This window comes from Pseudarthrobacter sp. TRD_SC_9 (genome assembly GCF_055361265.1).
This window is the reverse complement of record NZ_CM143956.1, coordinates 1,394,480-1,416,273: the sequence shown is the minus strand read 5'-3', so window position 1 is coordinate 1,416,273 and position 21,794 is coordinate 1,394,480. Positions and strand designations below refer to the sequence as shown.

Sequence of the window (21,794 nt, the reverse complement as noted above, 5' to 3'; positions counted from 1 at the left end):
GGTTACGCCTCATCCAGGATTGCCGGTACCTTGAAGCGGTTTTCCGCCGCGTCCGGTGCGCCGGAGAGCGACTGCTCAGCGGTGAAGGTGTGGCCCACAACGTCTTCGCGGAACACGTTGGTCAACGGGATGGGGTGCGACGTTGCCGGGACGTCGTCGCCGGCAGCTTCACTCACTGACTTGATGGACTCGACGATGACGGCGAGTTCACCCGCCATCCTGTCCAGCTCTTCAGCACTCATCTCGATGTGAGCAAGCCGCGCCAGATGCGCAACATCCTCACGGTTGATCGCAGCCATGGATCTCCCCTGCACGTTCGAATTGGTTTCCGATCCAGTCTAGTGGCTCCGGCGGGCACCAACGTGCTGCGCGGCTGCCGCTCAGCCGACGCCGATGGCTCCGGTCAGCATGCCGATTCCCAGCATCACCAGGGACACCACGGCACTGCGCCACAGCACCTTCTTGTGGTGGTCGCCAAGATCAACCTTGGCCAGTGAGACCAGGAGCAGGATTGCCGGGACCAGTGGGCTCTGCATGTGGAACGGCTGGCCGGTGATGGATGCGCGGGCCATTTCGGCGGCGCTGATTCCGTAGTGGCCGGCAGTCTCGCTCAGGACGGGCAGTACGCCGAAGTAGAAGGCATCGTTGCTCATGAAGAACGTCATGGGGATGCTCAGGACGCCGGTGATCACAGCCATGAACGGTCCCATGTCAGCGGGAATGATCCGGACCAGCCATTCGGACATGGCGGTGACCATGCCGGTGCCGGTGAGGACGCCGGTCAGGACGGCGGCCGCCAGGACCATGCTGACCACTGCGACTACCGACGGTGCGTGCGCAATCAACTGGGCCGCCTGCTCCTTCACGTTCGGGAAGTTGACCAAAAGCGCAATGGCAGAGCCGACCATGAAGACATAGGGCAGGGGTACGAGGTCGGCGATGAGCATTGCCATGACCGCTACGGTCAGGCCGAGGTTGAACCACTGCAGTTTGGGACGAAGGGTCTTCCGGTTGGGATCCAGGGCGGTGTCAGCCATCGCGGTGTCGTGCTCGTCAACCAGCGTTTCCGTGCGATCCAGGACAGCAACGGAACCGCCTGCGGCGGGACCTCCGGCTCCACGGGCAGGTGAGGCATTGCTCCCGGTGCCGCTGCCGGCACCGGCGGCGGAAGCGCCGCCGTCGGACGCTTCAGCCGTAAAGGGCCCTGCCGTAGACGGCACGCCCCAGATTTCCGGCATGGTGGCGCGGAGGCGGTTGCGCTCCTGCAGGCCGAGCAGCCAGGCGAACGCGAGGACGACGGCGATGCCTCCGATGAGGGACGGGATCATCGGGACAAAGACGTCATTGACGTCGATTTCCAGGGCGGTGGCGGCCCGGGCAGTGGGACCACCCCACGGCACGATATTCATGGTTCCGTTGGCCAGACCGGCCACACAGGTCAGGACCACGGGGCTCATCTTCAACCGCAGGTAGATCGGCAGCATGGCTGCAGTGGTGAGGATGAAGGTAGTGGAGCCATCACCGTCCAGGGACACGGCGGCTGCGAGGAGTGCGGTTCCCAGCACTACTTTGGCGGGGTCGTTGCCCAGTTTGCGCAGGATGAACTTCACCAGCGGATCAAACAACCCGACGTCGATCATCAGGCCAAAGTAGATGATGGCGAACATCAGCAGGGCGGCAGTGGAAGTCATGGACTTCATCGACTCCATGACCATGTCGCCGATGCCAAGCCCGGCTCCCGCGAACAGGCCAAAAACGGTGGGAACGATGATCAATGCCAACACTGGCGTCAACTTCTTCGTCATGATCAGCACCATGAATACCGCGATCATGGCGAATCCAAGTAATACCAGCACGGCCGGCTCCTTCTGTGAACGGCGACACAACAGTGTGACGCGTGCTACAGACTGTAGGGTGGCGGCCATCACGGCTGGGCGTTTGGCTCAATTGATTGGCATACTGCTTATTGGGAGCATTTTGCTCATTGTGCTCACGGCTGGCGAAGGAGGACCATGAGGAGTTCCGCAACCCGGCGGCCCCTGCGGTTCTCCACCCAGACCCTGCTCCTGCAACTCGGCGTGGTGTTGCTGGTGGTCCTGCTCAGCGCCGCCGTCCACGCCTGGCTGAGCTATGACCGTGCCGGCCGCGAGGCTGAGAACCAAGCCCTTACCCTGGCCCGGACCGTGGCTTCAGACCCGCGGGTCAGGGCTGATGTTGCCGCCATCAGCAGCCAACCCGGCACTCCCCCGGCAGCGGAACTGGCCGCGGGACCGCTGATGGCCGTTGCTGAGGGTGCCCGCGCCAGGACGGGGGCGCTTTTCGTGGTCCTGACGGACGAGACCGGGCTGCGGCTGGCACATCCTGACGCAGCGCGGTTGGGCGAGCAGGTCAGCACAGACCCCTCCGAGGCCCTCGCCGGACGGGAAGTGACCACCCGGAACATCGGGACTCTGGGGCCGTCCGCCGGCGCGAAGGTGCCGGTGTACGCGCCGGAATCGGAGACGGTGGTGGGTGAGGTGAGCGTTGGATACTCGATGGAAACCGTGGGCCAGAGCCTGGCCAGGGACATCGGCCCGGTGGCCTTCACTGCCCTGGCTGCGCTGCTGGCCGGCGTGCTGGCCTCCTTCCTGCTGCGGCGCCGGCTGCAACGCCTTACGCTCGGCCTGGAACCAGAGGAAATCAGCACCCTGGTCCACGACCAGGTGGCGGTGCTGCAGGGTGTGGACGACGGCGTCATCGGCATTTCGTCAGACGGCCGGGTCAGCGTCTTCAATGCCGCCGCGCAGCGCCTGCTGGCATTGCCCGACCTCGCTGGAACCCAGTGGGCGGACGCGCCGGTCCCGGAGATCCTGAAGTCGCTGACACGGCCAGAGGCCGGCGAAGCAGATGCCCAGGAACTGGTGGCAGGGGGCCAGGTGATCGTGGCCAGTGCCCGCAAGGCCCTCCACGGGAGCGAAGACCTGGGCTGGGTGCTCATGCTGCGGGACAGGACGGAACTGCAGCAGCTGACCCGGCAGCTGGACGCCGTCGGCACCATGTCCACAGCGCTTCGCGCCCAGCGCCACGAGTTCGCGAACCAGCTGCACAGCATTGCCGGCTTCCTCAGCATTGGACAGCACCGCCAGGCACGGGAGTACCTGGCCCGGCTGGCTGCTACGGGCCCTTTGAAGTTCCCCGTTGATCAGGCAGAGCTGCTCCAGGATCCGTACCTGCAGGCATTCGTCGGGGCCAAGGGTGTTGAGGCTGACGAACGGGGTGTCACCCTCCGGATCGGCCCGGAGACCCTGGTCAGGGGCCAGGTCAGCGAGCCGCAGGACGTCACCACCGTGCTGGGGAACCTGCTGGACAATGCGGTAAACGCCGCCGTCGCCGGTTCCGCCGCAGACCGGTGGGTCGAGGTGGAGCTGCTGGATGAACCCGGCGAGGGAGGCGCTGCAGGCGGAGTGCTGTACATCGTCGTCGCGGATTCCGGTGACGGGCTGGGGGCCGCGCTGACGGCCGATCCCGAGCAGGTTTTCGCCGAAGGATTTACGACGGCGGCAGGCCCGGTGCGTGCCGCCGGCGGCCAGGGGCTGGGGCTGGCACTGGCCCGCTCATTGTCCCGGCGCCGCGGCGGGGACGTCCGGGTCCTGGAACCGGGGAGACCCGGCGGGCCGGGCGCCGTGTTCATGGCCACGCTGCCCGGAGTCACCAGGCTGAGTAACGGGGCTCAAACCAACGGTCTCAAGGGAGAGGATCGCAATGCCTGAGGACTTCAGGGTGCTGATCGTGGATGACGACTTTCACGTGGCCAAGCTCCACGCCACCTACGTGGATTCGGTTGCCGGTTTCATGGCCCTGGCCCCGGTGGGAAACGCGTCCCTGGCGCTGCAGGCCATCCACTCGCTGCGGCCCGACCTGGTATTGCTCGACGTCTACCTTCCGGATGCCTCGGGACTGGATCTGCTGCACCAGCTGGATGTGGACACCATCATGCTCAGCGCCGCCTCGGACGGGGCCTCGCTGCGGATCGCCTTCCGCCGCGGCGCGCTGGGCTACCTGCTCAAACCGTTTACCGGGGAGTCCCTGTCCCAACAGCTGCGCTCCTATGCCCGGTACCGGCGGATCCTGAACCAAGCAGGGTCGCTGGATCAGGAAACGGTGGAACGGGCCAAGCGGGCCCTCATACCCGGAGATGTGACGCCGTCAGCCAGGCCCCGGTCCGCCACGGAAGCGGCGGTGCTGGAATCTCTGCAGCCCGGCGAACAGTACTCAGCGGCGGAGGTGGCGGCGCGGGTTGGTGTATCCCGTGCCACAGCCCAAAGATACCTGTCCTCGCTGGCTGATGACGGCGCCGTCGAGATTCAGCTACGTTACGGAACCACCGGCCGGCCGGAACACCGCTACGGCGTTCCGGCCCGGCAGGAGGGGTCCTAGCCGGCGGGCTTCTGCGCCACCAACTCGATCTCCACCAGCATCTTCGGATCCAGGAAGGGAAGCACATGGACCAGGGACAGCGTGGGACGGATCTCACCGAAGACCTCGCCGTGCGCACGGCCCGCTTCTTCCCACTGGCTGATGTCCGTGACGTAGAGCTTGGACTGCACAACATCGCTGAAGCTGAAGCCGGCATCGGCGAGGACAGCGCCCAGCTTCTGCAGGATGAACCGGGTCTGGGTGTAGAAGTCGTCGCCGACAATTCCGTCCTCACCGCTGGCTGCCGTGGCGGAAATGTAAAGGGTGTTGTCCACCTGGACGGCGCGGGAATAGCCAAGAGTCTGTTCCCAGACGGAGCCGGTGCCGAATGTCTTGCGCATGCTGGTGCCTTTCAGTGCCGAATGATTCGGCACTACCCTAGGCGCGCTAGACCTCCTGGCGGTAAACCAGCAGCTTTATGTCGGTATCCGGAACAAACCAGTCACGCTCCGGAACCCGGTTGAAACCGGTCATGCGGTAAAGGCCGTGCGCGCTTTCCCAGCTCATCCCGGTAGTCAGAGCCACGGCCTTGACTCCGTCCAGGGACTTCGCATGTTCAATGATGGCTTCCACCATGGCCTTGCCCGCGCCGCTGCGCTGCACCGCCGGGTCCACCACCAGCATCCGGAATTCGAGCTCGTCCGCCAGCGCAATATCGGCGTAGGGTTCGCCCGCCAGAGCCAGCGTCACCGAGCCCACAACCTCGCCGGTTCGTTCCGCCACCCAGACGGTAGCCTCCGCGGCGCGGGCTGCAACGTCCTGAACCTGGCGCATGTACGGGTGGTCGGCGTCCTCGAAGTACCCGGCGGCAAGGTAGGCGTCGCGGGTTATTCGGGCTACGGCGTCGAAATCGGAAGGGACTGCTGGACGGACAATGATCTGCGGATGCACCTATCAATGGTAGTCGCGTCGAGGCCGCAAACCGGCGAAACATGTAGTTTCCGTGACCGAACTATCATCTTCACCGATTGGTTCGTCGGTCCTGGGCCGCTTCAGCCCCAGGGCGGCGGCGTCGGGTCTGCCACGGCTCAGCGTTTCGGCCAACTCCACTGCGGTTTCTCAAGAGATCCCAAACCTCTTATTTTGGTCTCCCCCACGTCCTTGTACAGCTCATGTTCGTGGGCCGCTCCGCTCAGGCGGAGTTCCTGAAGAAGCGCCGTTGAATGGGTCACCACGATCATCTGGCTGTTGGCGCTGGCCTCGACGATCAACCGGGCGAGAGCCGGCATCAGGTCAACGTGGAGGCTTGTCTCAGGTTCGTTGAGCACCATAAGCTCGGGCGGCCGCGGGGTCAGCAGCGCCGCAGTGAGCAGCAGGAAGCGCAAGGTTCCGTCCGAAAGCTCCGCCGCTTTCATCGGTCGCAGCATGCCCGGCTGGTGCAGTTCCACACTGAACCGGCCGTCCTGCACGGCAATCTCCAGTCGGCTGCCCGGAAAGGCGTGCCCGACGGCGGAGTCCAGCTTCCGTTCGAAGCCCACCTCCCGCAGGGTCTGCAGGGCGGCCGCGAGGTCTCTGCCGCTGTGGTGCAGCACCAGGGTACGGGTACCGGTCTGTGCCTGCCGCGCAGGAGCTTCAGCGTCCGTCCTGAAGTGGTCGTAGAAGCGCCAGGACCGCACGGAGTCCCGCACCTGCGCGACTTCGGGTGCCTTGTCCTGGTCTGATACTTCGGTGAGCATGCTTTGGAAGGTATCCAGGCGCCTGGACAGTTCCGCCCATTCGCCGTCCTGTCCCCGGAGCCGGGCGTGCCCGCCCCTGCGGTCCACCAGCAGGGCTCCGGGGCGGGCAACGGGTCCGGAGAAGATCTGCTCCCTCTTGATCTCAGGGTCACGGGCGAAGGCAGAAGGCCTGGGCTTGCCGGTTACTTCGTCAAAGCCTGCGCCGCTGGGCACGGGAATACCTAGGTCCACCAGGTATCCGAAACCATCCCCGGAGTACCCTAATTTGAGGTTGACGGGGTCCCGCCGCACGGTCCCCTGGACAGGAACGTCGCCGCGCCGCATGGCGTCACTGATGGTCTCCGGCCCTGCCCACAGCGTCGATTCCAGCCCGCCATCCCTGGCCAGCGAGCCGACGATGTTGCCGGCGGCGCATTCGGCCAGCAGGCGCAGCGCCCGGTACAGCGAGGATTTCCCGCTCCCGTTGGCCCCAGTCACCACGTCCAGCCCGTGCAGTTCCAGGGACAAGTCACGGATCGAACGGTAGTTGGCTATGGCCAGGGTCCGGATCATGTCAGAGCGGGAACTTGCCGGACAACTCCAGTGTGGCCGCACAGGTCCAGGCCGCCAGCCGGTGGCCGTGGTCCGGTCCACCGTCCAGAGGGCTGGTGAGGCGTGGCCTGCGAACCCAGCAGCCGGCTTCCTCGGCAATCAGCGCTCCCGCGGCAAAGTCGTGCTCATTGAGTCCGCGCTCGCCGTAGGCGTCGTGGGTCCCGTCAGCCACCATGCAGAGATCCAACGCAGCCGAGCCCAGGCGCCGGACGTCCGCGAAGCCGTCCATCAGGCCACCAAGCAGTGCCGCCTGTTCGCTCCGCACAGCAGGGTCATAGCTGAAGCCGGTGGCGAGGATTTGGCCCTTCCTGCCGGGCTGCGGCCCGGTGAGCTGCGAACGCACCCCGCCTTCCTCAAGCCAGGCCCCGCCGCCGCGGGAGGCGTAGTAAACCCTGCCCAGTGCGGGCGCATCCACCACTCCGGCCAGCCACGCGCCGTCGGCATCCGCTACGGCAACCGAGGTGGCGTAGTAAACGATGTTGCGGATGAAATTGGTGGTGCCGTCCAACGGGTCTATGGACCAGCGGTAGCCGCTGGGGCTCTCCGGATGGGTGGTGCCGTGTTCCTCGCCGGTGATGGCGTCCGCCGGGCGCTGTTCGGTGATGACTCCCCGCACGGCATTCTCCGCGGCCATATCGAAATCTGTAACCCAGTCCCCGGCCTCCCCCTTGTTGGTGGGTTCCAGCTTTGCCGTGCTGCGGCCGGCAAGGACCGCCGCGCCTGCCCGCGCAGCCTCCCGGGCTACGGAAAGCAGTGACTCAGGGGTAGGTTCGCTCATTCGGTTGCTCCGTCGACGTAGGTTTCAGTTGCTTCTTCGGCGGAAGGTTCTGTAGGTGCGGGGCCTTCCGCCAACAGCTTCCGGAAGCCATCCTCATCCAGGACCGGCACGCCCAGCTGCTCGGCCTTGTCCAGCTTGGTGCCGGCACTTTCACCAGCCACCAGGTAGTCGGTCTTCTTTGAGACAGAGCCCGACGCCTTGCCCCCGCGCGTCAGGATGGCTTCCTTGGCTTCGTCGCGGCTGAAGTTGGGCAGGGTGCCGGTGACCACGATGGTCAGCCCTTCAAGCGTGCGCGGCGTCGATTCGTCCTGCTCGTCAGCCATCCGCACTCCGGCTTCTGCCCAGCGGTCAACAATTTCGCGGTGCCAGTCTTCGGTAAACCATTCGACCAGGGCAGCGGCGATGGTGGGACCAACCCCGTCGACGCCGGCAAGTTCCTCTTCGGAGGCGCTGCGGATGGCATCCATGGTGCCGAAGCGGGTGGCCAGCGCCCGCGAGGCCCGGGGCCCTACATGACGGATGGACAGCGCTACGAACACCCGCCACAACGGCTGGGTCCTGGCCTTCTGCACTTCCGCGAACAGCTTCTCGGTGGATGCCGTCGGCTTGGAAGGGGCCTTGGCCGTGGGCTTGGTCCAGAAATAGGGAACCAGCTCCCACTCCCCCGTGCCTACGCCCTTGGCCCGCTTCTCCCGCCAGACTTTCACGTCCGCCAGGCTGTCCCGCAGTTCCGGGTCCGGTGCGTCCGCAGCGAGGTCGAAGATGCGGGCCTCGTTTTCCAGCGCCCCCGGGCCCTCCGGCTTGGGATAGCCGCCGATAGTTGCCGGATCAGGACCGGGGCCGGAGGTCAGCGCGATGGCAGCTTCCCAGCCAAGCGCCTCGATGTCGAAGGCACCGCGGCCGGCAAGGTGGAAAACCCGCTCACGCAGCTGCGCCGGGCAGGACCGTGCGTTAGGGCAGCGGATGTCGACGTCGGCTTCCTTGGCAGGTGCCAGCGGGGTGCCACAGGACGGGCATGCCGATGGCATCACGAAGTCCCGCACGGGCGGGTCCTGCTTGTCCCGCAAAGCAAGGACCGGTCCCACAATTTCCGGGATGACGTCTCCGGCCTTGCGGAGCACCACGACGTCGCCGATTTTCACGCCTTTGGCTTTGACTACCTCCTGGTTGTGGAGGGTGGCCATTTCCACGGTGGACCCGGCAACCTTCACCGGCACCATCACCCCGTACGGGGTAACCCGGCCTGTGCGGCCGACGTTGACCGCAATGTCCAGCAGCTTGGTGTGCACTTCTTCCGGCGGGTACTTGTAGGCAACAGCCCACCGGGGAACCCGCGAGGTGTAGCCCAGCGCACGCTGGGTGGCAAAATCATCGACCTTGACGACGATGCCGTCGATCTCGTGCAGCAGGCTGTGGCGTTTGTCGCCGTATTCGGCGATGAAGTTGAGGACGTCCTCCAACCCGCCCAGCACCTGCGAGTACGGGCTGACGGGCAGGCCCCATTCGGCCAACCGATCGTAGGTCTCCGATTGGCTGGCCGTTGGGAGGCCGTCGCGGACACCAATGCCGTGAACGAACATCCGCAGCGGGCGCTTGGCGGTTTCGGCCGGATCCTTCTGCCGCAGGGACCCGGCGGCGGCATTCCTCGGATTGGCCAGCGGCGCCTTGCCCTCGGCGATCAACGCGTCGTTAAACTCCGCGAAGGCCTGGGAGGGAATGAAGACTTCACCCCGGACCTCCATCTCGGCCGGAAAGCCGGTGCCCTTGAGCTGCTGCGGAATTTCCTTGATGGTCAGCACATTATGGGTGACGTCTTCGCCGGTGGTGCCGTCGCCGCGGGTGGCAGCCCTGACCAGTTTCCCGTCCCGGTAAAGAAGGTTGACGGCAAGCCCATCGATCTTGAGCTCGGTCAGCCAGGCACCCCGGACGCCGCCCACCCGCTCGATTCCGGCCTGCGCCTTGACCATCCAGGCTTCAAGCTCCTCAAGCGAGAAGACATCCTCCAGGCTGTACATGCGCTGGAGATGCTCCACGGCAGCAAAAGCAGCCGAAACCTCGCCGCCTACCTCCTGGGTGGGGGAATCATTGGACACCAGCTCCGGGTGCAGCGCCTCAAGTTCTTCAAGACGGCGGAAGAGCGCGTCAAACTCCGCGTCCGAGACGAGCGGGGTGTCCTCCTGGTAGTACGCAAAGCGATACTTACGGACCAGGTCCGCCACGTTCTCGTATTCCTCCCGCAGCGACCCGGCCGGAACCACTTCGGGTCCGGAGGCTGCTGCGGCTGCTGGGGACGTTCCTGGTGCTGTGCTCACAGACCTATCTTGCCTTAAGGGCCCGACATTAGTGGCTGGAGAACCGGCTCCGCGCCCACCAGGCGAAGGCCAGGCCGGCAACTCCCACCAGGAAGACACCGCCCATGATGGCTAACAGGCCGCCAAGTCCGGGACCCGGCGCGTTGAAGGAAACCAACGCTGCCTCATTGCTCGGCTCCGCCGACTTCCTGATCGGCTTGTTCCAGTTCGATTCCTTGCTGGGCTCCGGTGATCGCGTCCAGGCACTCGCCGTGGGAGAAGGAGTTACCGGATCCTCAACCGTCGGCTCCGGGATGGGCACTGCCGCTTCGGTTACCGGAGCGGGTTCCGGGGCCGGCGGCAAGGCTGGCGCCGGCGCCGGTGGCGGTGGCGGAGCGGGTGCGGGCGCCGGTGGCGGCGCGGGCGCGGGCTGCTCTGCGGAAGGCGCGGGCTGGGGGTCAACGGGTTTTGGTTTACCTGGCGGATCGTGAGGCGGATTCTTCTTCTCATCAGGCGGGCAGACAACAAGAAGGCAGAGGTCCGTGGCCACCGCTGGAGCCGCAGCCACCGCACCCGCAGACAGGGCAAGAACGGCGGCGGCGAGCCCGGACATGGCTGCTCTCCGGATTACGAAAGGAGTTTTCATGGAGACCTTTTCGACGTCGTGCGGCCCCCTCCGCAGCTGACATGATTTTGGTGTAGTCTGCTACACCTTGTGGCGGCGGAGCAAATGGATCTGGCTCCAGCAACGGCTCATGAGCGGTTTTCCGGAGGCAAGGCAATCTGTAGTTTCCGTACCTTTCCGCGGCCAACGATGTAGCCACGGCCCGGAATGAAGTCAGTGCTGATCCTGCCCAGCGAGGTGTTGAGCAGGCTGTCTCCTTCGATGTCTCCAGGGTTGATGAGCAGGCCGCGCCGGCCGGACTTGAAAGGCTGGGACAGGGACCAGGCCGAGGACCAGGTGGAGGTCTCAGACTCGCCTACCACCCACTGGTCTGCCTTGATCGAGGCCGAGACCAGCTGTTCCAGCCCTGACTCCGCTCCGGTATCAGTGAACTCGGTGAGGCCTTCGATGAAGAAGGCCAGCTGGCCCGGATTGGCCACCGAGTGTTCCATCAGCTCTTCCACTGTTGCCTCAAGGTCATCTGCGCCCACGATAGACCGGCTCCAAAGCCGCAGCGACGCAACGGCTGAGCGCCGGGAACCTATGTAAACCAGCTCGGTGTCGGGGTTGGAGCGACGCATCGCGTAGGCCATGGTCACCAGGGCCACCGTGCGCCCGGCGCCTGGAGGACCGGCAAGCAGCAGAGTCCCCTTGGCCAGGATCTCTGCCGGCTGCAGCGTTTCGTCGTCGACTCCGATGACGGGCAGATCGGTGCTGCCGGTGGGCAGGATGTCCAGGTCCACCTGCTCCGGAAGACGCTGGATCTTGGGTGCCGGCTCGACGCCCTGGCGCAGCATCGCCTCGCTGAGCCTGTTGACCTCGCGGGCCTGCAGCGCAAGGTTGGAGTTCCCGCCCAGGACGGCAAGCTGGACCTCGAAGCCGCCCAGCATGCCGCGTCCCGGCGGTGACGCCGCGCTCAGCACATCCTTGGGGATGTCCATGGAGATGTAATCGTCCTCAGAGGACAGGCGCAGCACCAGCCTGCGCTGGATGGAAGCCAGCAACGACGCCGGCACGGAGTTCGTGCGGTCACCGGACACTACAAGGTGGATGCCCAGGGGTCGGCCGTCGGTTGCCAGCTGCAGGAAGATATCCCACAACGCGGACAGCCGGCTGTATTCGTACGCCTCACGGAAGGCGGACATCCCGTCCACCAGGATGAAGATGCGCTTTTCGTCCGGCATATTCGCCAGCTTGCGGTATTCGACGATGGTGGAGGCCCGGACCTCGGCAAAACGCGCGGACCGGTCGTCGGCAATGTCACGCAGCCAGCGCAGCAGCCTGCCCACGCGTTCGACATCGTCGCCGTTGATAATTTCACCAACGTGCGGCAGCCCGTCAAGCATCTTCAGCCCGGAGGAGCCGCAGTCGATGCCATAAACGTGCACCGGCCCGCCGCGCGGTGTCACAGCCGCAGCGATGGCGATTCCGCGAAGGGCTGCTGACTTGCCCGATCCGCCCGTGCCGTAGATGGCCATGTTGCCGTCCCGGTCAGGCTCATAAAACACCGTGGGCTGGTCCTGGTGGGCAGGATCGTCAGCAACCCCCAGCAGCAGCCGCTCATCGGTGCGCGGGTTGGGCAGCTTCGAGAAATCGTAGGTCACGGCCAGCTCGTTCAACCACGGCTTGCGCGGCGGGTTGATGGCCAGGACCTCCGCGGCACGGACGATGTTGGACGTCATCCGTGAGATGTCGTTGGGGCCGGCGGGCTCTTCCTTAACAGGCTTCTCCGGGGCTGGTTCCTGCCAGCTGGGTCCGGAGCCAAACGCCATCTCCACAATGTCGATCTGCGGGCGTTGCGGCTTCTCGGTGGTCCAGCCGCCTGCGTAGCCGGTCTGGAATCCCTGGATCCGGCCGGGTCCGGTTTTCGCGGCACCACGGCCGGGAATGGAGGGGTCAAAGTAGGCGGCGTCGGGGACGCCCAGGATGTCGCTGGCGTCGTCCTCATCAGCCATCCGCAAGGCAACGCGAAGGTTGGTGTTGGCGCGCAGGCTCTCCTTGATCACGCCGGCAGGTCGCTGCGTGGCCAGGATCAGGTGCAGGCCCAGCGAACGCCCGCGGGCGGCAACGTCCACCACACCGTCAACGAACTCAGGCACTTCGGTGGCCAGCGCGGCGAATTCGTCCACGATGATGATCAGGTATGGCGGAGCCTCGGGGTCGGCTTCCCGCTGGAGCCCCAGCAAGTCCTTGGCCTTTTTCCGGTTGAGCAGGTGTTCGCGGTAGTGCAGTTCGGCGCGAAGCGAGGTCAGCGCACGGCGGACCAGGTGCGGGCTGAGGTCGGTAACCAGGCCCACGGTGTGGGGCAGGTGCAGGCAGTCGGCGAAGGCGGCACCGCCCTTGTAGTCCACGAACAGGAAACTGACCCGGTCCGGGCTGTAGGCCGCGGCCATGCCCATTACCCAGGACTGCAGGAATTCAGATTTGCCCGCACCCGTGGTGCCGCCCACCAGGGCGTGCGGGCCCTCGTTCTTCAGGTCAAGGTACAAGGGCTCAACGCCTTTGGAACCAACCAGCGCACGGAGTGTTCCGTTGTCTTTCCGGTTCGGTGCGGCGAACGCGTGGACCGAGTTGTTTTCTTTCCACCGGTCGGCCACGGCGTGCGGGTTGTCCATAAAGTCCTTGCCGATCAGCGTCGCATAGGACACCGCCCGGGGAAGGTCCGAATCATCCGAAAGGGGCTTGCCGACGTCGACTACCGGCGCCAGCATGCGCGCCAGCTGTCCTGCCAGTTCGGCGTCAACGCTCTCGCAGCTGACCGGGTAGGTGTGCCGGCCCAGGCGGACCTGGCCCGTGGTGGTGCCGTGATCGCCGTCAACGGCCATAAAGTCGCGGCAGGCTGCAGGCAGGGACTGTATGTCGGCGGCAACCCACATTACGTGGACGCCGGAATCCGGGCCGCGTTCCACCAGCCGGGTCAGCCGGCCGCGGTCCACCGGCGCGTCGTCCTCGACGATCACCAGCACCACGGGAAGGACGGGTCCCGGAACAGGAACGCTTTCCTGGCCGATCGCCGGCCGCGGAAGCGGACGGGGTCCTTGCGCCGACGCTTCGCGGGACGCGACCAGGTCCTCGAGCCGGGCCAGCAGTGAAGAACCGCCCGCGGAGCCCGCGGCCAGGTGGTCGCCGGACAAAGGGCTGTGGCCCGAGCCGACGTGTGGGAGCCACTGCAACCAGTCCCAGCGTTCGCGGGACTGGGCGGAGGTGATGGCAGTAACCACGACTTCGGCCGGGGAATGCAGTCCTGCCAGCTGGAGCACCATGCCACGCGCGACATCGTCCACCAGCCCACGGGACCCGGCAAGGCCGAAGGACCCGGCTGAGCGGAGCTGGGAGACGATCGGAACACCTTCGATGTCCTGGAACTGCCTGATGCAGGCCTGGATCTCCCGGGTGAATTCAACTTCGGTGTCGCTGGAATTGCCTTCCTCGAAGTTGATCCTGGAGGGACTGGTTCCCAGCCCAAAGCGCAGGCCCAGGAAGCCGGAATGTTCAGGACGATGGGTCCACAGCAGCGGGCCCAGCTTGTAGATCGAGTCAACGGTGTCCGCCACCGATGGCGCTTCCTGGAGCCGCACCGCCCGCTCCACCTGCTGCAGCTCAGTGATGTCCTCACGGAAGGCAGCCATGGATTCGCGGAAATGCTTGACCTGCTCCTTGCGCTCCCGCTTGTTCTGCATCTTGTGGTCCACATAGTGGCCAATGATGAACAGCGGCATCATTCCCATGAACACCACTGACAGCACGTTCCTGGTGATGGCGAAAATGACCGCGCCCATCAGCAGCGGGGCAACCAGCATGATGTACGGGAACGGGTGATGGTCCTGCCGCTTCGGTCCGGCGGGCAGCATCTTTTTGATGGGATCGAACCGCGGAACCACCCGTGGCGAACGGTTGAAATCGACCAACGGCGACGTCGGAGCTGCCGCCTGGTTCCGGGACAGCGCCACCACCGTGATGGTGGTGTCGCCAAGGGTCACTGTGTCCGAGGAGTTCAACGTGGCCCGGGTGACCGGCAACCCGTCCATCAACAGGCCGTTGGCGGAATTCGTGTCCACGATTTCCACTGTCTCCCCCACCGTGATCCGTGCATGGCGCTTGGAGGTCATAGGGTCCGAAAGCCGGATGTCGACGTCGTGGTCCCGGCCGATGTAACTGGTACCGGACGGCAGGGAGAATTCCTGCCCGACGTCGGGACCGGACAGCACCCGCAAGGTCGCCGCTGCCGGCCCCCGGCTGGCTCCCGGAACGTTGAACTGCTCGCTCACCTGGGTGAGGGACACAACAGACCCCGGCCGCAGCCCGGATTCGAGGAGGTTGTCGCTGCGCTCCAGGACCAGGCCACGCATGCCACCTGCCACGAAGGCTTCGTCGATGCGCAGGGACAGGCCTTCCGGCGGTGGTGTGCCCTTGCGGTCGGGATCGGCAGCCCACAACTGGACGGCGATGTCGGCAACGGTAGCCAGGCCGTCCACCGTTACGGCCAGGTTCTTGGCTTCGGCCGGTTCGCGGCGGAGCGTGAGTCGGATCCTCACCCTTCGTCGACCCCTCTCATCTTTTCAATCAGGTACAGGTCATCGGCCGTGACGAGGTGTGAGGTCACGGCATGTTCCACGAGGCGCGCCCGCCGATTGGTGGCGAGCTTGCCGCCGCCGCCACGGAGGCCCACAACGCCAACGCGGTCCAGTTTGTCGCAGACGTTGTCCAGCTTGCGGTTGAACCGGGTCAGCGCCCAGCCCAGAGTATTGGCCGCCTCCGCGGAGGACGGAATGGCACTGAAGCCGGTGCCTTCGCGGCGCAGCATCGGCTCGGCCAGTGCCACGATCAGGGCCTTCTGCGAGTCCGTGAAAACCACCGGACCAATAGTGGTTTCGCCGTCGCTGTCATCGTCGCGTGACTGCTGCCGGAACGAAGGGGTCCGCAAGTGCACGGCAAACTCATAGGTGGTGGGTCCAGCAGTGAAAATGACATTGGTGTGGCTGAAGACCAGCGGGATGCGGGCTCCCGGCGCCAGCCACGCCTGCATGCCGCCCGAGGCGTCGGCCACTGTCGCAGCCAGCATGCTGCCCACGTTGCTCAGCCACCAGATGCCGTCATAACGGGCGATCTGGAGGAACTGCCGGTGCAGGTACGGGTTGTCATCTACTTCCAGGTCCCCCTCGCGGCCGATGTTGAAGATGTCCTCGTCGGACGGTTCGTACCATTCGCCGCAGAAATCCAGGCTTAGATCCCCCATGCCGGATACCTCTCTCACTGTGTTGACGTCGCTGCTCAAATAGGCGCTCATGGCCGCACGCAAGCGATGGAATCCTGCTCCTGCGGTGAAGAAGCGCCGTCGCTTCGCACCAGGATGACCTGAATGCATGTGGGCTCGACAGGGTTAAGCGCAACCTCTGCCGTGGGCACCTCCGTGGACTGGAACTCACCGCTGCCGGTCAGCGCGTAGACCCGCCACTTGTAGGTGTCACCGTCTTTCGGCTGCGGATTGGTCCAGGTGAAGGTCACCTTCCCCGCTCCTCCAATGCTGCCCGCCAGCTCGCTGACGTCCGGAACGGTGCCATTGTCCAGGGCGTCGGCCGGGGGCCTGTTAACGGTTTCCTGGGGCAGTGCCTTCGTTTCCGGTGCGTTGCCGGCCACAATAATTCCGACGACGACGGCGAGCACCAGCAGGGTGCCGCCCGTAATGGCCAGCCAGAGGTTGCGGTGCGACGGATGGGCCTCAGGGGCTGGCGCCTGATCTGTCGCTGCTTCGTCCGGCAGCGCAGCCCTGCTGACGGTGGCATCGATTTCCGGTTTAACCGGACTCCAGCGGGAGTCGCCGGCCTGACCCGGAGCCGGATCGCGGGTTGTGGACGGTGCACCCCGTTGGACTGTGGCTTCGTCGAAATCTGGTGGTGCGGCGGCGGTGCTGCTGCGAAGCATGGTTGCCTGCGCCCAGGCATCACCTGTCCGCTGGTCCGGGGCAACGGGGTTCCGGGCAATGACGTCCCGGGCATCAGCGTGCGGTGTGCTGCGGGCTGGCTTGCCGCCGTCGAACAGTTGCCCGGGAACCTGCGGAGCGGTGGAACGGCCAGGCGCCGGCGCAGCGGCGGCACCGGGCGAGGCGGCAGGCGCGGGAGCGTTTGGCCTGGTCCGGGCAGGAAAGGTGGGTGAGCTGCCCGTTCGTTCGGGATCGATCGCGGCGATGCTCCGGACACGGGTTTCTTCGAAGCCGTCGTCCGGGTGGCTTTCCTCATGGCCGGGTTCTTCCAGGACCTCGAAGGGCGTCACCGAAAGATTGAGCTCCGCCTGGATCCGCTGCAGGGCCAGGGCAAAGGCATGGGCCGATGAATAACGCGACGCCGGCGCTTTGGCCATGGCAGTGGACAACGCCAGTTCCAGGGTGGCCGGCACGTCGGCCCGGCCCAGCCGCGGAACCGGCATGGAGGTGATCCGTGAAATGAGCTCGCGCTGGGAGTTGTCCGCACCGGGCATCACAAACGGCGAACGGCCGGCCAGTAGGGTGTAGAGGGTGGCGCCGAGGGCCCAGACGTCCACCATGACACCGTCCACTGCACCATCGCGGAACTGCTCCGGCGGGGACCACGGGATGGACATACCGGCGTCCTCGTCTGCATCGCCGCCCAGCGTGCCGGAGATACCGAAGTCGGTCAGCGCGGGCCGGTTATAGTCGGTCACCAGGATGTTGGCCGGCTTGATGTCGCGGTGGGCGATACCGGCCCGGTGTGCTGTCTCCACTGCCGAAGCTACCTGGATTCCGACGGCAAGTACCTCGTCCACGCTGAACCGCTGCCGCCGGTACCTGACGTCCAGGCTGGGCCTGGAGCAGTACTCCATGGCCAGGTAGGAATGCCCGTCCTCGGTGACCTCGGCCTCGTAAATGGTGACGATGTAGGGATGCGAAGACAGTTGCGCCATCAGGTTGGCTTCGGACTCGAACCGGCGCCGGGCGCCTTCGGTTTTGAGGTCCGATAGCAGCACCTTTACGGCAACCTTGCGGCGCGGCCTGTCCTGCTCGTAGAGGTAGACATCAGAGAAGCCACCCGATCCGAGCAGGCTGACGTAGGTGAAGCCCGGGATGTGCGGCGGTGGAGCAATGGGGCGTTTCGAACTCACCGGATCTCCTCGAACCGCAGAGAGATATCGTCGCCCAGCTCGGCGATGTCGCCATCGAGGAGAATGGCCATCTCGTTCTGCGCGAGGCGGCGCGGAGGCTGGCCCTGGCGGACCAGCACCGTGCCATTGGTTGCTTTCAAATCGCACAGCATGACGTGCCAGCCTTCCAGCCGCACTTCGACGTGTGAGCGGGAAATGTCGCCGCTGGGGCTGGCGACCTGAACCAGCCGCGGCATGCCGCCGCCCTGCACGCGGGAAACCGAAGGCTGGCGTCCGATGACCAGCGACTGGTCCAGCTCCACCACTTCACCGGTGGAAATCCGCATGACGCCAAGCCGCGGGCGCGGCACCTGGATGGCGTCTGCCGGCAGCTGCCGGCCGCAGGAGGCGCATTGGGCGTTCGTCGGCGGATTGGCGTGGCCCTGGTCGCAAACCCTTGCCAGCACCATGGGACCTGTTGCGGGATCGGCGACGACAGGCGCGGGGTGGGCCACCATTCCGGCGAGGTCGCCCTTCATGATGGTCTGGCCGTCATGGTCCTCGTCAAAGGACGATGCCGCATAGTGGGGCTGCGCAACCTGCGGCGGGGCGGGCCAGGCCCCGCCAGGTTGCGCCTGTCCGGGCTGAGCCGGCACAGATTGGGGCGCCGGTGCCGGCTCTGGAGTCGGTGGAACCCAAGGCGCGGCAGGACTGCTGGAGGTCCGCCAGGGAACGGAATCTATGAGGCCGGAGCCCGCAGTCGGTTCCGGATCGGGATCCGGTGGACCAGGCTGGCTGGCCCCGGCAGGCCCCGCGGCAGGGTCGCTGACAGAGTAGGGTGCCGCCACGTCTGCGTCTGCAGGCGAAGCTGCAGGAACTTCTGCTGCGGGCTCTTTCCCTGGCGGCTCTTCTTCCTCCTCAGGATCTTCCCTGACGGCGGCGTCTTCGATGCTGCGGGCCACGGTTTTTTCCCAGAGGTGATCGTAATTGCCGGTCATTTCCTGGACCGGCTCTGCCACGTCCGGTGGGGAAGGAACAGCCTTCGCGGTATCCGGAGCGGCGGCGTGCACATCAGCAGGCGCGACGGTGTAGTCCACATCCTCGTCAGAGAGCGCCATCATGGTTTCGGCCGAGGCTTCGCGGGCGTCGGATGGCGACTCAGGAGATTCGGTGGCAGGAGGTTCGGTGGCAGGAGGTTCGGTGGCGGGAGGTTGGGCGGCAGCTTCCGTCACGGCGCTGTCCAGTACGGGAGAATCCAGTTCAGGGGACTCCAGGTCCGGCACAACGAGGGAGGGTTCCGCTGCTGCGGTGGCTCCGGGGTCGAGGTCCGGTTGCCGGTTCGGCGCCGGTTCCGGCTCCGATGGAGGCGCTGCTGATGGTGCAGCTTCAACAGGTGCGCGGGCAGGCATGGCGTCTTGGCGGCCCGGTAAAGCGCCGCCAGAACGGCGCGCAGCGGAGTTCCGCCCCTCAACCTCTGTTACTGACGAAGCACCGCCCACCGTGACGGCAAGGGCACCCAGCTGGACCACTCCTTCGACAAGCGGCCAGGCAGCATCTGCACAAACGCCTGGGATTGAAAGCCGGAAGTTGCCGGGTTCGGCCAGCCAGCGCTCAGCCCACGTGGAAACATTGCGCCCATTGAGTTCCACCAGCCCGCTTCGGTCCTCCGGCTCCTTTCCACCATCGGGTCCGTCTATTTCCAGGTCAATATCGCCGCGGAGGAAAACCCGCAGCGAGTCCTTGAATCCGATAATGCCGAAAGACGGCATGTCAGTGAGCGAGCCGCCGAACCCGGTGGTGACGGCGTGCAGGACTTCATGGACTTCCGGAGCCTTTTCCAGGAGGTCCCAGAGGGTGAGTACCAGTTCAGGCGAGGTGCCGGGCTCCAACAGCACGGCGGTCTGGCCACGCACCATTCCCACCCAGGGGCCGGGACCATAGTTAGCGGTCATCACGGTTCTCCTCTGCTATATCAGGTCCAGCCGTGACATCCGGATCAGTTTCCGCGCCCAGCACCTGGGTCCGCGGCAGCGTAGTGCCTTCCTCGGCATCAACCGCTGGCCGCGGGGCGGTGGTGGCGATTCCGGCGTCGTTCAGTACGTTCTTGGCGTCCACGATGATGACGGTGACGTTGTCCCGTCCCCCGTTGCGCAGTGCCGCCTGGATGAGTGCGTCGACAGCATCCTGCGGATGGCCCACGGTGCTGAGTATCCGGAACATGTGTTCGTCCGTGAGCTCAGCGTTCAGGCCGTCGGAGCAGACCAGGATCCTGTCACCTTCTTCGACGGGCAGCAGCCAGTAATCCGCTTCGGTCTCGTCACCGGTACCGAGCGCCCTGGTCACCACGTGGCGGCGCGGGTGCACAGCCGCTTCCTCCCTGGTGATGTCCCCGGCGTCCACCAGTTCCTGGACCTCGGAATGATCTACGCTTACCTGGCTGAACCGGCCCTGGCTGAGCCGGTAGGTCCGCGAATCACCGATGTTCATGACCAGCCAGTAGGGCATGCCCATCTGTTCAACCACGACGGCGCCGGTCAGCGTGGTTCCGGCCCTGGCCCCCGTTGCCTCCCGGATGCTCTGGTCAGCGCGCACCAGGTACTGCTGCAGCACCCCGGCGGTGACACTCCGCTCCCCCTTGGCCAGCTGTGGCATGGCGGCCAGGGCGCGTACACACATACCGCTGGCAATCTCACCGGCCTCGTGTCCGCCCATGCCATCGGCAACCGCGAACACCGGATCCGAGGCTATAAAAGAGTCTTCGTTGAGCTCACGCCGCAGCCCCCGGTCAGTACCATAGCCATAGCTCAGGCTCAACCCGGCGTGGCTGTTTGCGGATGGCTCCGCTGCGCCCGCCATCATGCCTGGCCAACAACGAAGTGCCGGTCACCGAAATGCACCGTGGAACCGGGGGTGACAAACACCGGAACGCCCGGCTGCAGGGGTGAACGCGTTCCGTCAGGTGTACTGACGGCGCTGCCGTTGGTCGAGTTGCGGTCAGTCACCCACACTCCGGCCCCGTCGGTGAGGAGGTGGAGGTGCGTTTTGGAGATGGATCGGCCGGGATCGGTTACTGCAAGCACCATGGCGCTCTGCTCGCCGCCCTGGGCCACCGGGTTCCGGCCAACCAGGACGTTGCGGTCCAGCTGGAAATCCCTGCCGTCATCCAGCCGGATGCGCAGTACCGCCACCGGAGCCTTTACCGCGGCGGCATCTCCGCGCATCTGCGTACGGTCAACGTCGTCGTCAGGGTGAGGCGCGGCTTGCGTCTGAGGAGGCTGGAAAGCCTGTGCGGGCGCGGCCACGACTGCTGCCGCCGGTTGGACTGGTGCCGGTTGGACTGCTGCCGCAACCGGTACGTGCCCGGCGGCGGTGGCCGTAGCCTTGGGCGGTACCCAAGTGCCGCCGTCGACGGGTGCCTGGGCGTTGATCACGCTCGGGGTCGAACGGGCACCGGCTACGGGAGAAGCAACTGCCTGGACCGGGGGAAGGTCCATGGGCGCAAAACTGTACGGGCCCTGGATCCCGCCGGTAGCTACAGGATTCCGCCCGGCCTTGATGTCAAAAACGAGGGTTTTGGCGGCGGTGTCGTGCCAGCCCCGAAGCTTGTTGTTTCGGTCCCAGGAACTGGAAATGACGACGAGCACGGCCCACGCCACGGCCAGCAGGGACAGGGGCCCCAGGATGATCAGGGCGGCATCAAACCAGCGGAAGATCACCACCAGGATCGCGGCGATCAGGGCAAGGAAGACTCCCGCGCCGGTAATGATGCCGCGGACGAAGACCGGCCCCGCGCCGGGCGCGAAACCGTCGCTGTCAGCACTGCGGATCCCCATCAGCCGGTTGCCGAGAGTGACGCCGGAACGGCCTTCCAGGCCCATCATGACGAATGCATAAACCAGCGCAATGCCGACTCCGATGCTGCCAAAGAGCACCAGCGAACTTGTGTCGTAGACAATAAAGCCGCCGCTTTGGCTCCGGGTCACCCCGGCAAAGCCAATGGCGAAGGCAAGCACCAGCACGGCGAAGGGCGGCAGCCAGTCCAGAACCGCTGCTCCCAACCGTTTAGGCGCCGCTGCCGGTACGAGCTCGAGCTTCGTAGCCACGTTCATTCCTCCCACTTGACCATGCCCCTGACTGTGACCTGCCAGCGTCGGGACCGCCACGGCTGGTGTTACCGGGATATTACCGGGATTCTGTCCCGGATGCTCAGTGCCGAGGTCCGGATGGTTCCGGTGCGCGGAGTC

Annotated in this window: 16 protein-coding genes; 3 read left to right on the top strand and 13 right to left on the bottom strand. The window is 65.6% G+C overall.

Translation table 11 applies throughout. The annotated features are described in order from the left end of the window. Positions 1-2: 2 nt before the first annotated feature. Both gatC and ACWA13_RS06625 read right to left on the bottom strand, forming a co-directional pair. Positions 3-299 (bottom strand): Asp-tRNA(Asn)/Glu-tRNA(Gln) amidotransferase subunit GatC, encoded by a 297-nt coding sequence (gene gatC / locus ACWA13_RS06630; protein WP_463937357.1) that lies wholly within the window; start codon positions 297-299, stop codon positions 3-5. 81 nt (positions 300-380) lie between these two features. Beyond that, entirely contained in the window at positions 381-1,856 is a 1,476-nt protein-coding gene (locus ACWA13_RS06625) for a CitMHS family transporter (protein WP_463937356.1), read from the bottom strand. A 156-nt stretch (positions 1,857-2,012) separates the two neighbouring features. Here ACWA13_RS06625 and ACWA13_RS06620 point away from each other — a divergent pair, with 156 nt between their 5' ends. Together ACWA13_RS06620 and ACWA13_RS06615 are read left to right on the top strand one after the other, a co-directional pair. Next, positions 2,013-3,749 (top strand): sensor histidine kinase, encoded by a 1,737-nt coding sequence (locus tag ACWA13_RS06620; RefSeq protein WP_463937355.1) that lies wholly within the window; start codon positions 2,013-2,015, stop codon positions 3,747-3,749. Further along, entirely contained in the window at positions 3,742-4,416 is a 675-nt protein-coding gene (locus ACWA13_RS06615) for a response regulator (RefSeq protein ID WP_463937354.1), read from the top strand. Before ACWA13_RS06620 ends, ACWA13_RS06615 begins: the two co-directional genes overlap by 8 nt. Here the strand turns inward: ACWA13_RS06615 and ACWA13_RS06610 are convergent. The 5 genes from ACWA13_RS06610 to ligA form a co-directional block, all read right to left on the bottom strand. Continuing rightward, entirely contained in the window at positions 4,413-4,796 is a 384-nt protein-coding gene (locus ACWA13_RS06610; protein WP_463937353.1) for a RidA family protein, read from the bottom strand. The two genes, ACWA13_RS06615 and ACWA13_RS06610, sit on opposite strands and share 4 nt — an antisense overlap. Before the next feature lie 46 nt (positions 4,797-4,842). Beyond that, entirely contained in the window at positions 4,843-5,346 is a 504-nt protein-coding gene (locus ACWA13_RS06605; protein WP_463937352.1) for a GNAT family N-acetyltransferase, read from the bottom strand. A 137-nt stretch (positions 5,347-5,483) separates the two neighbouring features. Beyond that, on the bottom strand, positions 5,484-6,683 hold the full coding sequence (locus ACWA13_RS06600; protein ID WP_463937351.1) for an AAA family ATPase: 1,200 nt from the start codon (positions 6,681-6,683) through the stop codon (positions 5,484-5,486). Between the two features lies 1 nt (position 6,684). Next, positions 6,685-7,500: an inositol monophosphatase family protein gene (locus tag ACWA13_RS06595; protein WP_463937350.1), complete on the bottom strand. Its 816-nt coding sequence runs from the start codon at positions 7,498-7,500 to the stop codon at positions 6,685-6,687. Then, on the bottom strand, positions 7,497-9,812 hold the full coding sequence (gene ligA, locus ACWA13_RS06590) for an NAD-dependent DNA ligase LigA (RefSeq protein WP_463937349.1): 2,316 nt from the start codon (positions 9,810-9,812) through the stop codon (positions 7,497-7,499). Before ligA ends, ACWA13_RS06595 begins: the two co-directional genes overlap by 4 nt. A 104-nt stretch (positions 9,813-9,916) precedes the next feature. Here ligA and ACWA13_RS06585 point away from each other — a divergent pair, with 104 nt between their 5' ends. Further along, on the top strand, positions 9,917-10,282 hold the full coding sequence (locus ACWA13_RS06585) for a hypothetical protein (protein WP_463937348.1): 366 nt from the start codon (positions 9,917-9,919) through the stop codon (positions 10,280-10,282). A 262-nt stretch (positions 10,283-10,544) separates the two neighbouring features. On the opposite strand, the gene ACWA13_RS06580 is transcribed toward ACWA13_RS06585, so the two are convergent. The 6 genes from ACWA13_RS06580 to ACWA13_RS06555 are packed head-to-tail and all read right to left on the bottom strand — an operon-like array spanning position 10,545 to position 21,653. Then, positions 10,545-14,990, bottom strand: a complete 4,446-nt coding sequence (locus ACWA13_RS06580) for an FtsK/SpoIIIE domain-containing protein (RefSeq protein ID WP_463937346.1) — start codon at positions 14,988-14,990, stop codon at positions 10,545-10,547. Beyond that, positions 14,987-15,691 carry a hypothetical protein gene (locus ACWA13_RS06575; RefSeq protein ID WP_463937855.1) on the bottom strand — a complete coding sequence of 235 codons (705 nt, stop codon included), beginning with the start codon at positions 15,689-15,691 and terminating at the stop codon, positions 14,987-14,989. Before ACWA13_RS06575 ends, ACWA13_RS06580 begins: the two co-directional genes overlap by 4 nt. Positions 15,692-15,738: 47 nt before the next feature. After that, positions 15,739-17,571, bottom strand: coding sequence for a serine/threonine-protein kinase (locus tag ACWA13_RS06570; RefSeq protein ID WP_463937345.1), 1,833 nt, complete (start codon positions 17,569-17,571; stop codon positions 15,739-15,741). Then, positions 17,568-19,502 carry an FHA domain-containing protein gene (locus ACWA13_RS06565; protein ID WP_463937344.1) on the bottom strand — a complete coding sequence of 645 codons (1,935 nt, stop codon included), beginning with the start codon at positions 19,500-19,502 and terminating at the stop codon, positions 17,568-17,570. The genes ACWA13_RS06570 and ACWA13_RS06565 overlap by 4 nt, the downstream gene beginning before the upstream one ends. Then, positions 19,492-20,409, bottom strand: a complete 918-nt coding sequence (locus ACWA13_RS06560) for a PP2C family protein-serine/threonine phosphatase (RefSeq protein WP_463937343.1) — start codon at positions 20,407-20,409, stop codon at positions 19,492-19,494. The genes ACWA13_RS06565 and ACWA13_RS06560 overlap by 11 nt, the downstream gene beginning before the upstream one ends. Next, positions 20,406-21,653: an RDD family protein gene (locus tag ACWA13_RS06555; protein ID WP_463937342.1), complete on the bottom strand. Its 1,248-nt coding sequence runs from the start codon at positions 21,651-21,653 to the stop codon at positions 20,406-20,408. Before ACWA13_RS06555 ends, ACWA13_RS06560 begins: the two co-directional genes overlap by 4 nt. Between the last annotated feature and the right edge of the window lie 141 nt (positions 21,654-21,794).

Coding starts and splice junctions, on each gene's coding strand:
- gatC (WP_463937357.1), bottom strand. CDS start 299: ATGGCTGCGATCAACCGTGAGGATGTTGCGCATCTGGCGCGGCTTGCT.
- ACWA13_RS06610 (WP_463937353.1), bottom strand. CDS start 4,796: ATGCGCAAGACATTCGGCACCGGCTCCGTCTGGGAACAGACTCTTGGC.
- ACWA13_RS06575 (WP_463937855.1), bottom strand. CDS start 15,691: ATGGGGGATCTAAGCCTGGATTTCTGCGGCGAATGGTACGAACCGTCC.
- ACWA13_RS06600 (WP_463937351.1), bottom strand. CDS start 6,683: ATGATCCGGACCCTGGCCATAGCCAACTACCGTTCGATCCGTGACTTG.
- ACWA13_RS06565 (WP_463937344.1), bottom strand. CDS start 19,502: ATGACCGCTAACTATGGTCCCGGCCCCTGGGTGGGAATGGTGCGTGGC.
- ACWA13_RS06595 (WP_463937350.1), bottom strand. CDS start 7,500: ATGAGCGAACCTACCCCTGAGTCACTGCTTTCCGTAGCCCGGGAGGCT.
- ACWA13_RS06615 (WP_463937354.1), top strand. CDS start 3,742: ATGCCTGAGGACTTCAGGGTGCTGATCGTGGATGACGACTTTCACGTG.
- ACWA13_RS06560 (WP_463937343.1), bottom strand. CDS start 20,409: ATGATGGCGGGCGCAGCGGAGCCATCCGCAAACAGCCACGCCGGGTTG.
- ACWA13_RS06585 (WP_463937348.1), top strand. CDS start 9,917: ATGATGGCTAACAGGCCGCCAAGTCCGGGACCCGGCGCGTTGAAGGAA.
- ACWA13_RS06620 (WP_463937355.1), top strand. CDS start 2,013: ATGAGGAGTTCCGCAACCCGGCGGCCCCTGCGGTTCTCCACCCAGACC.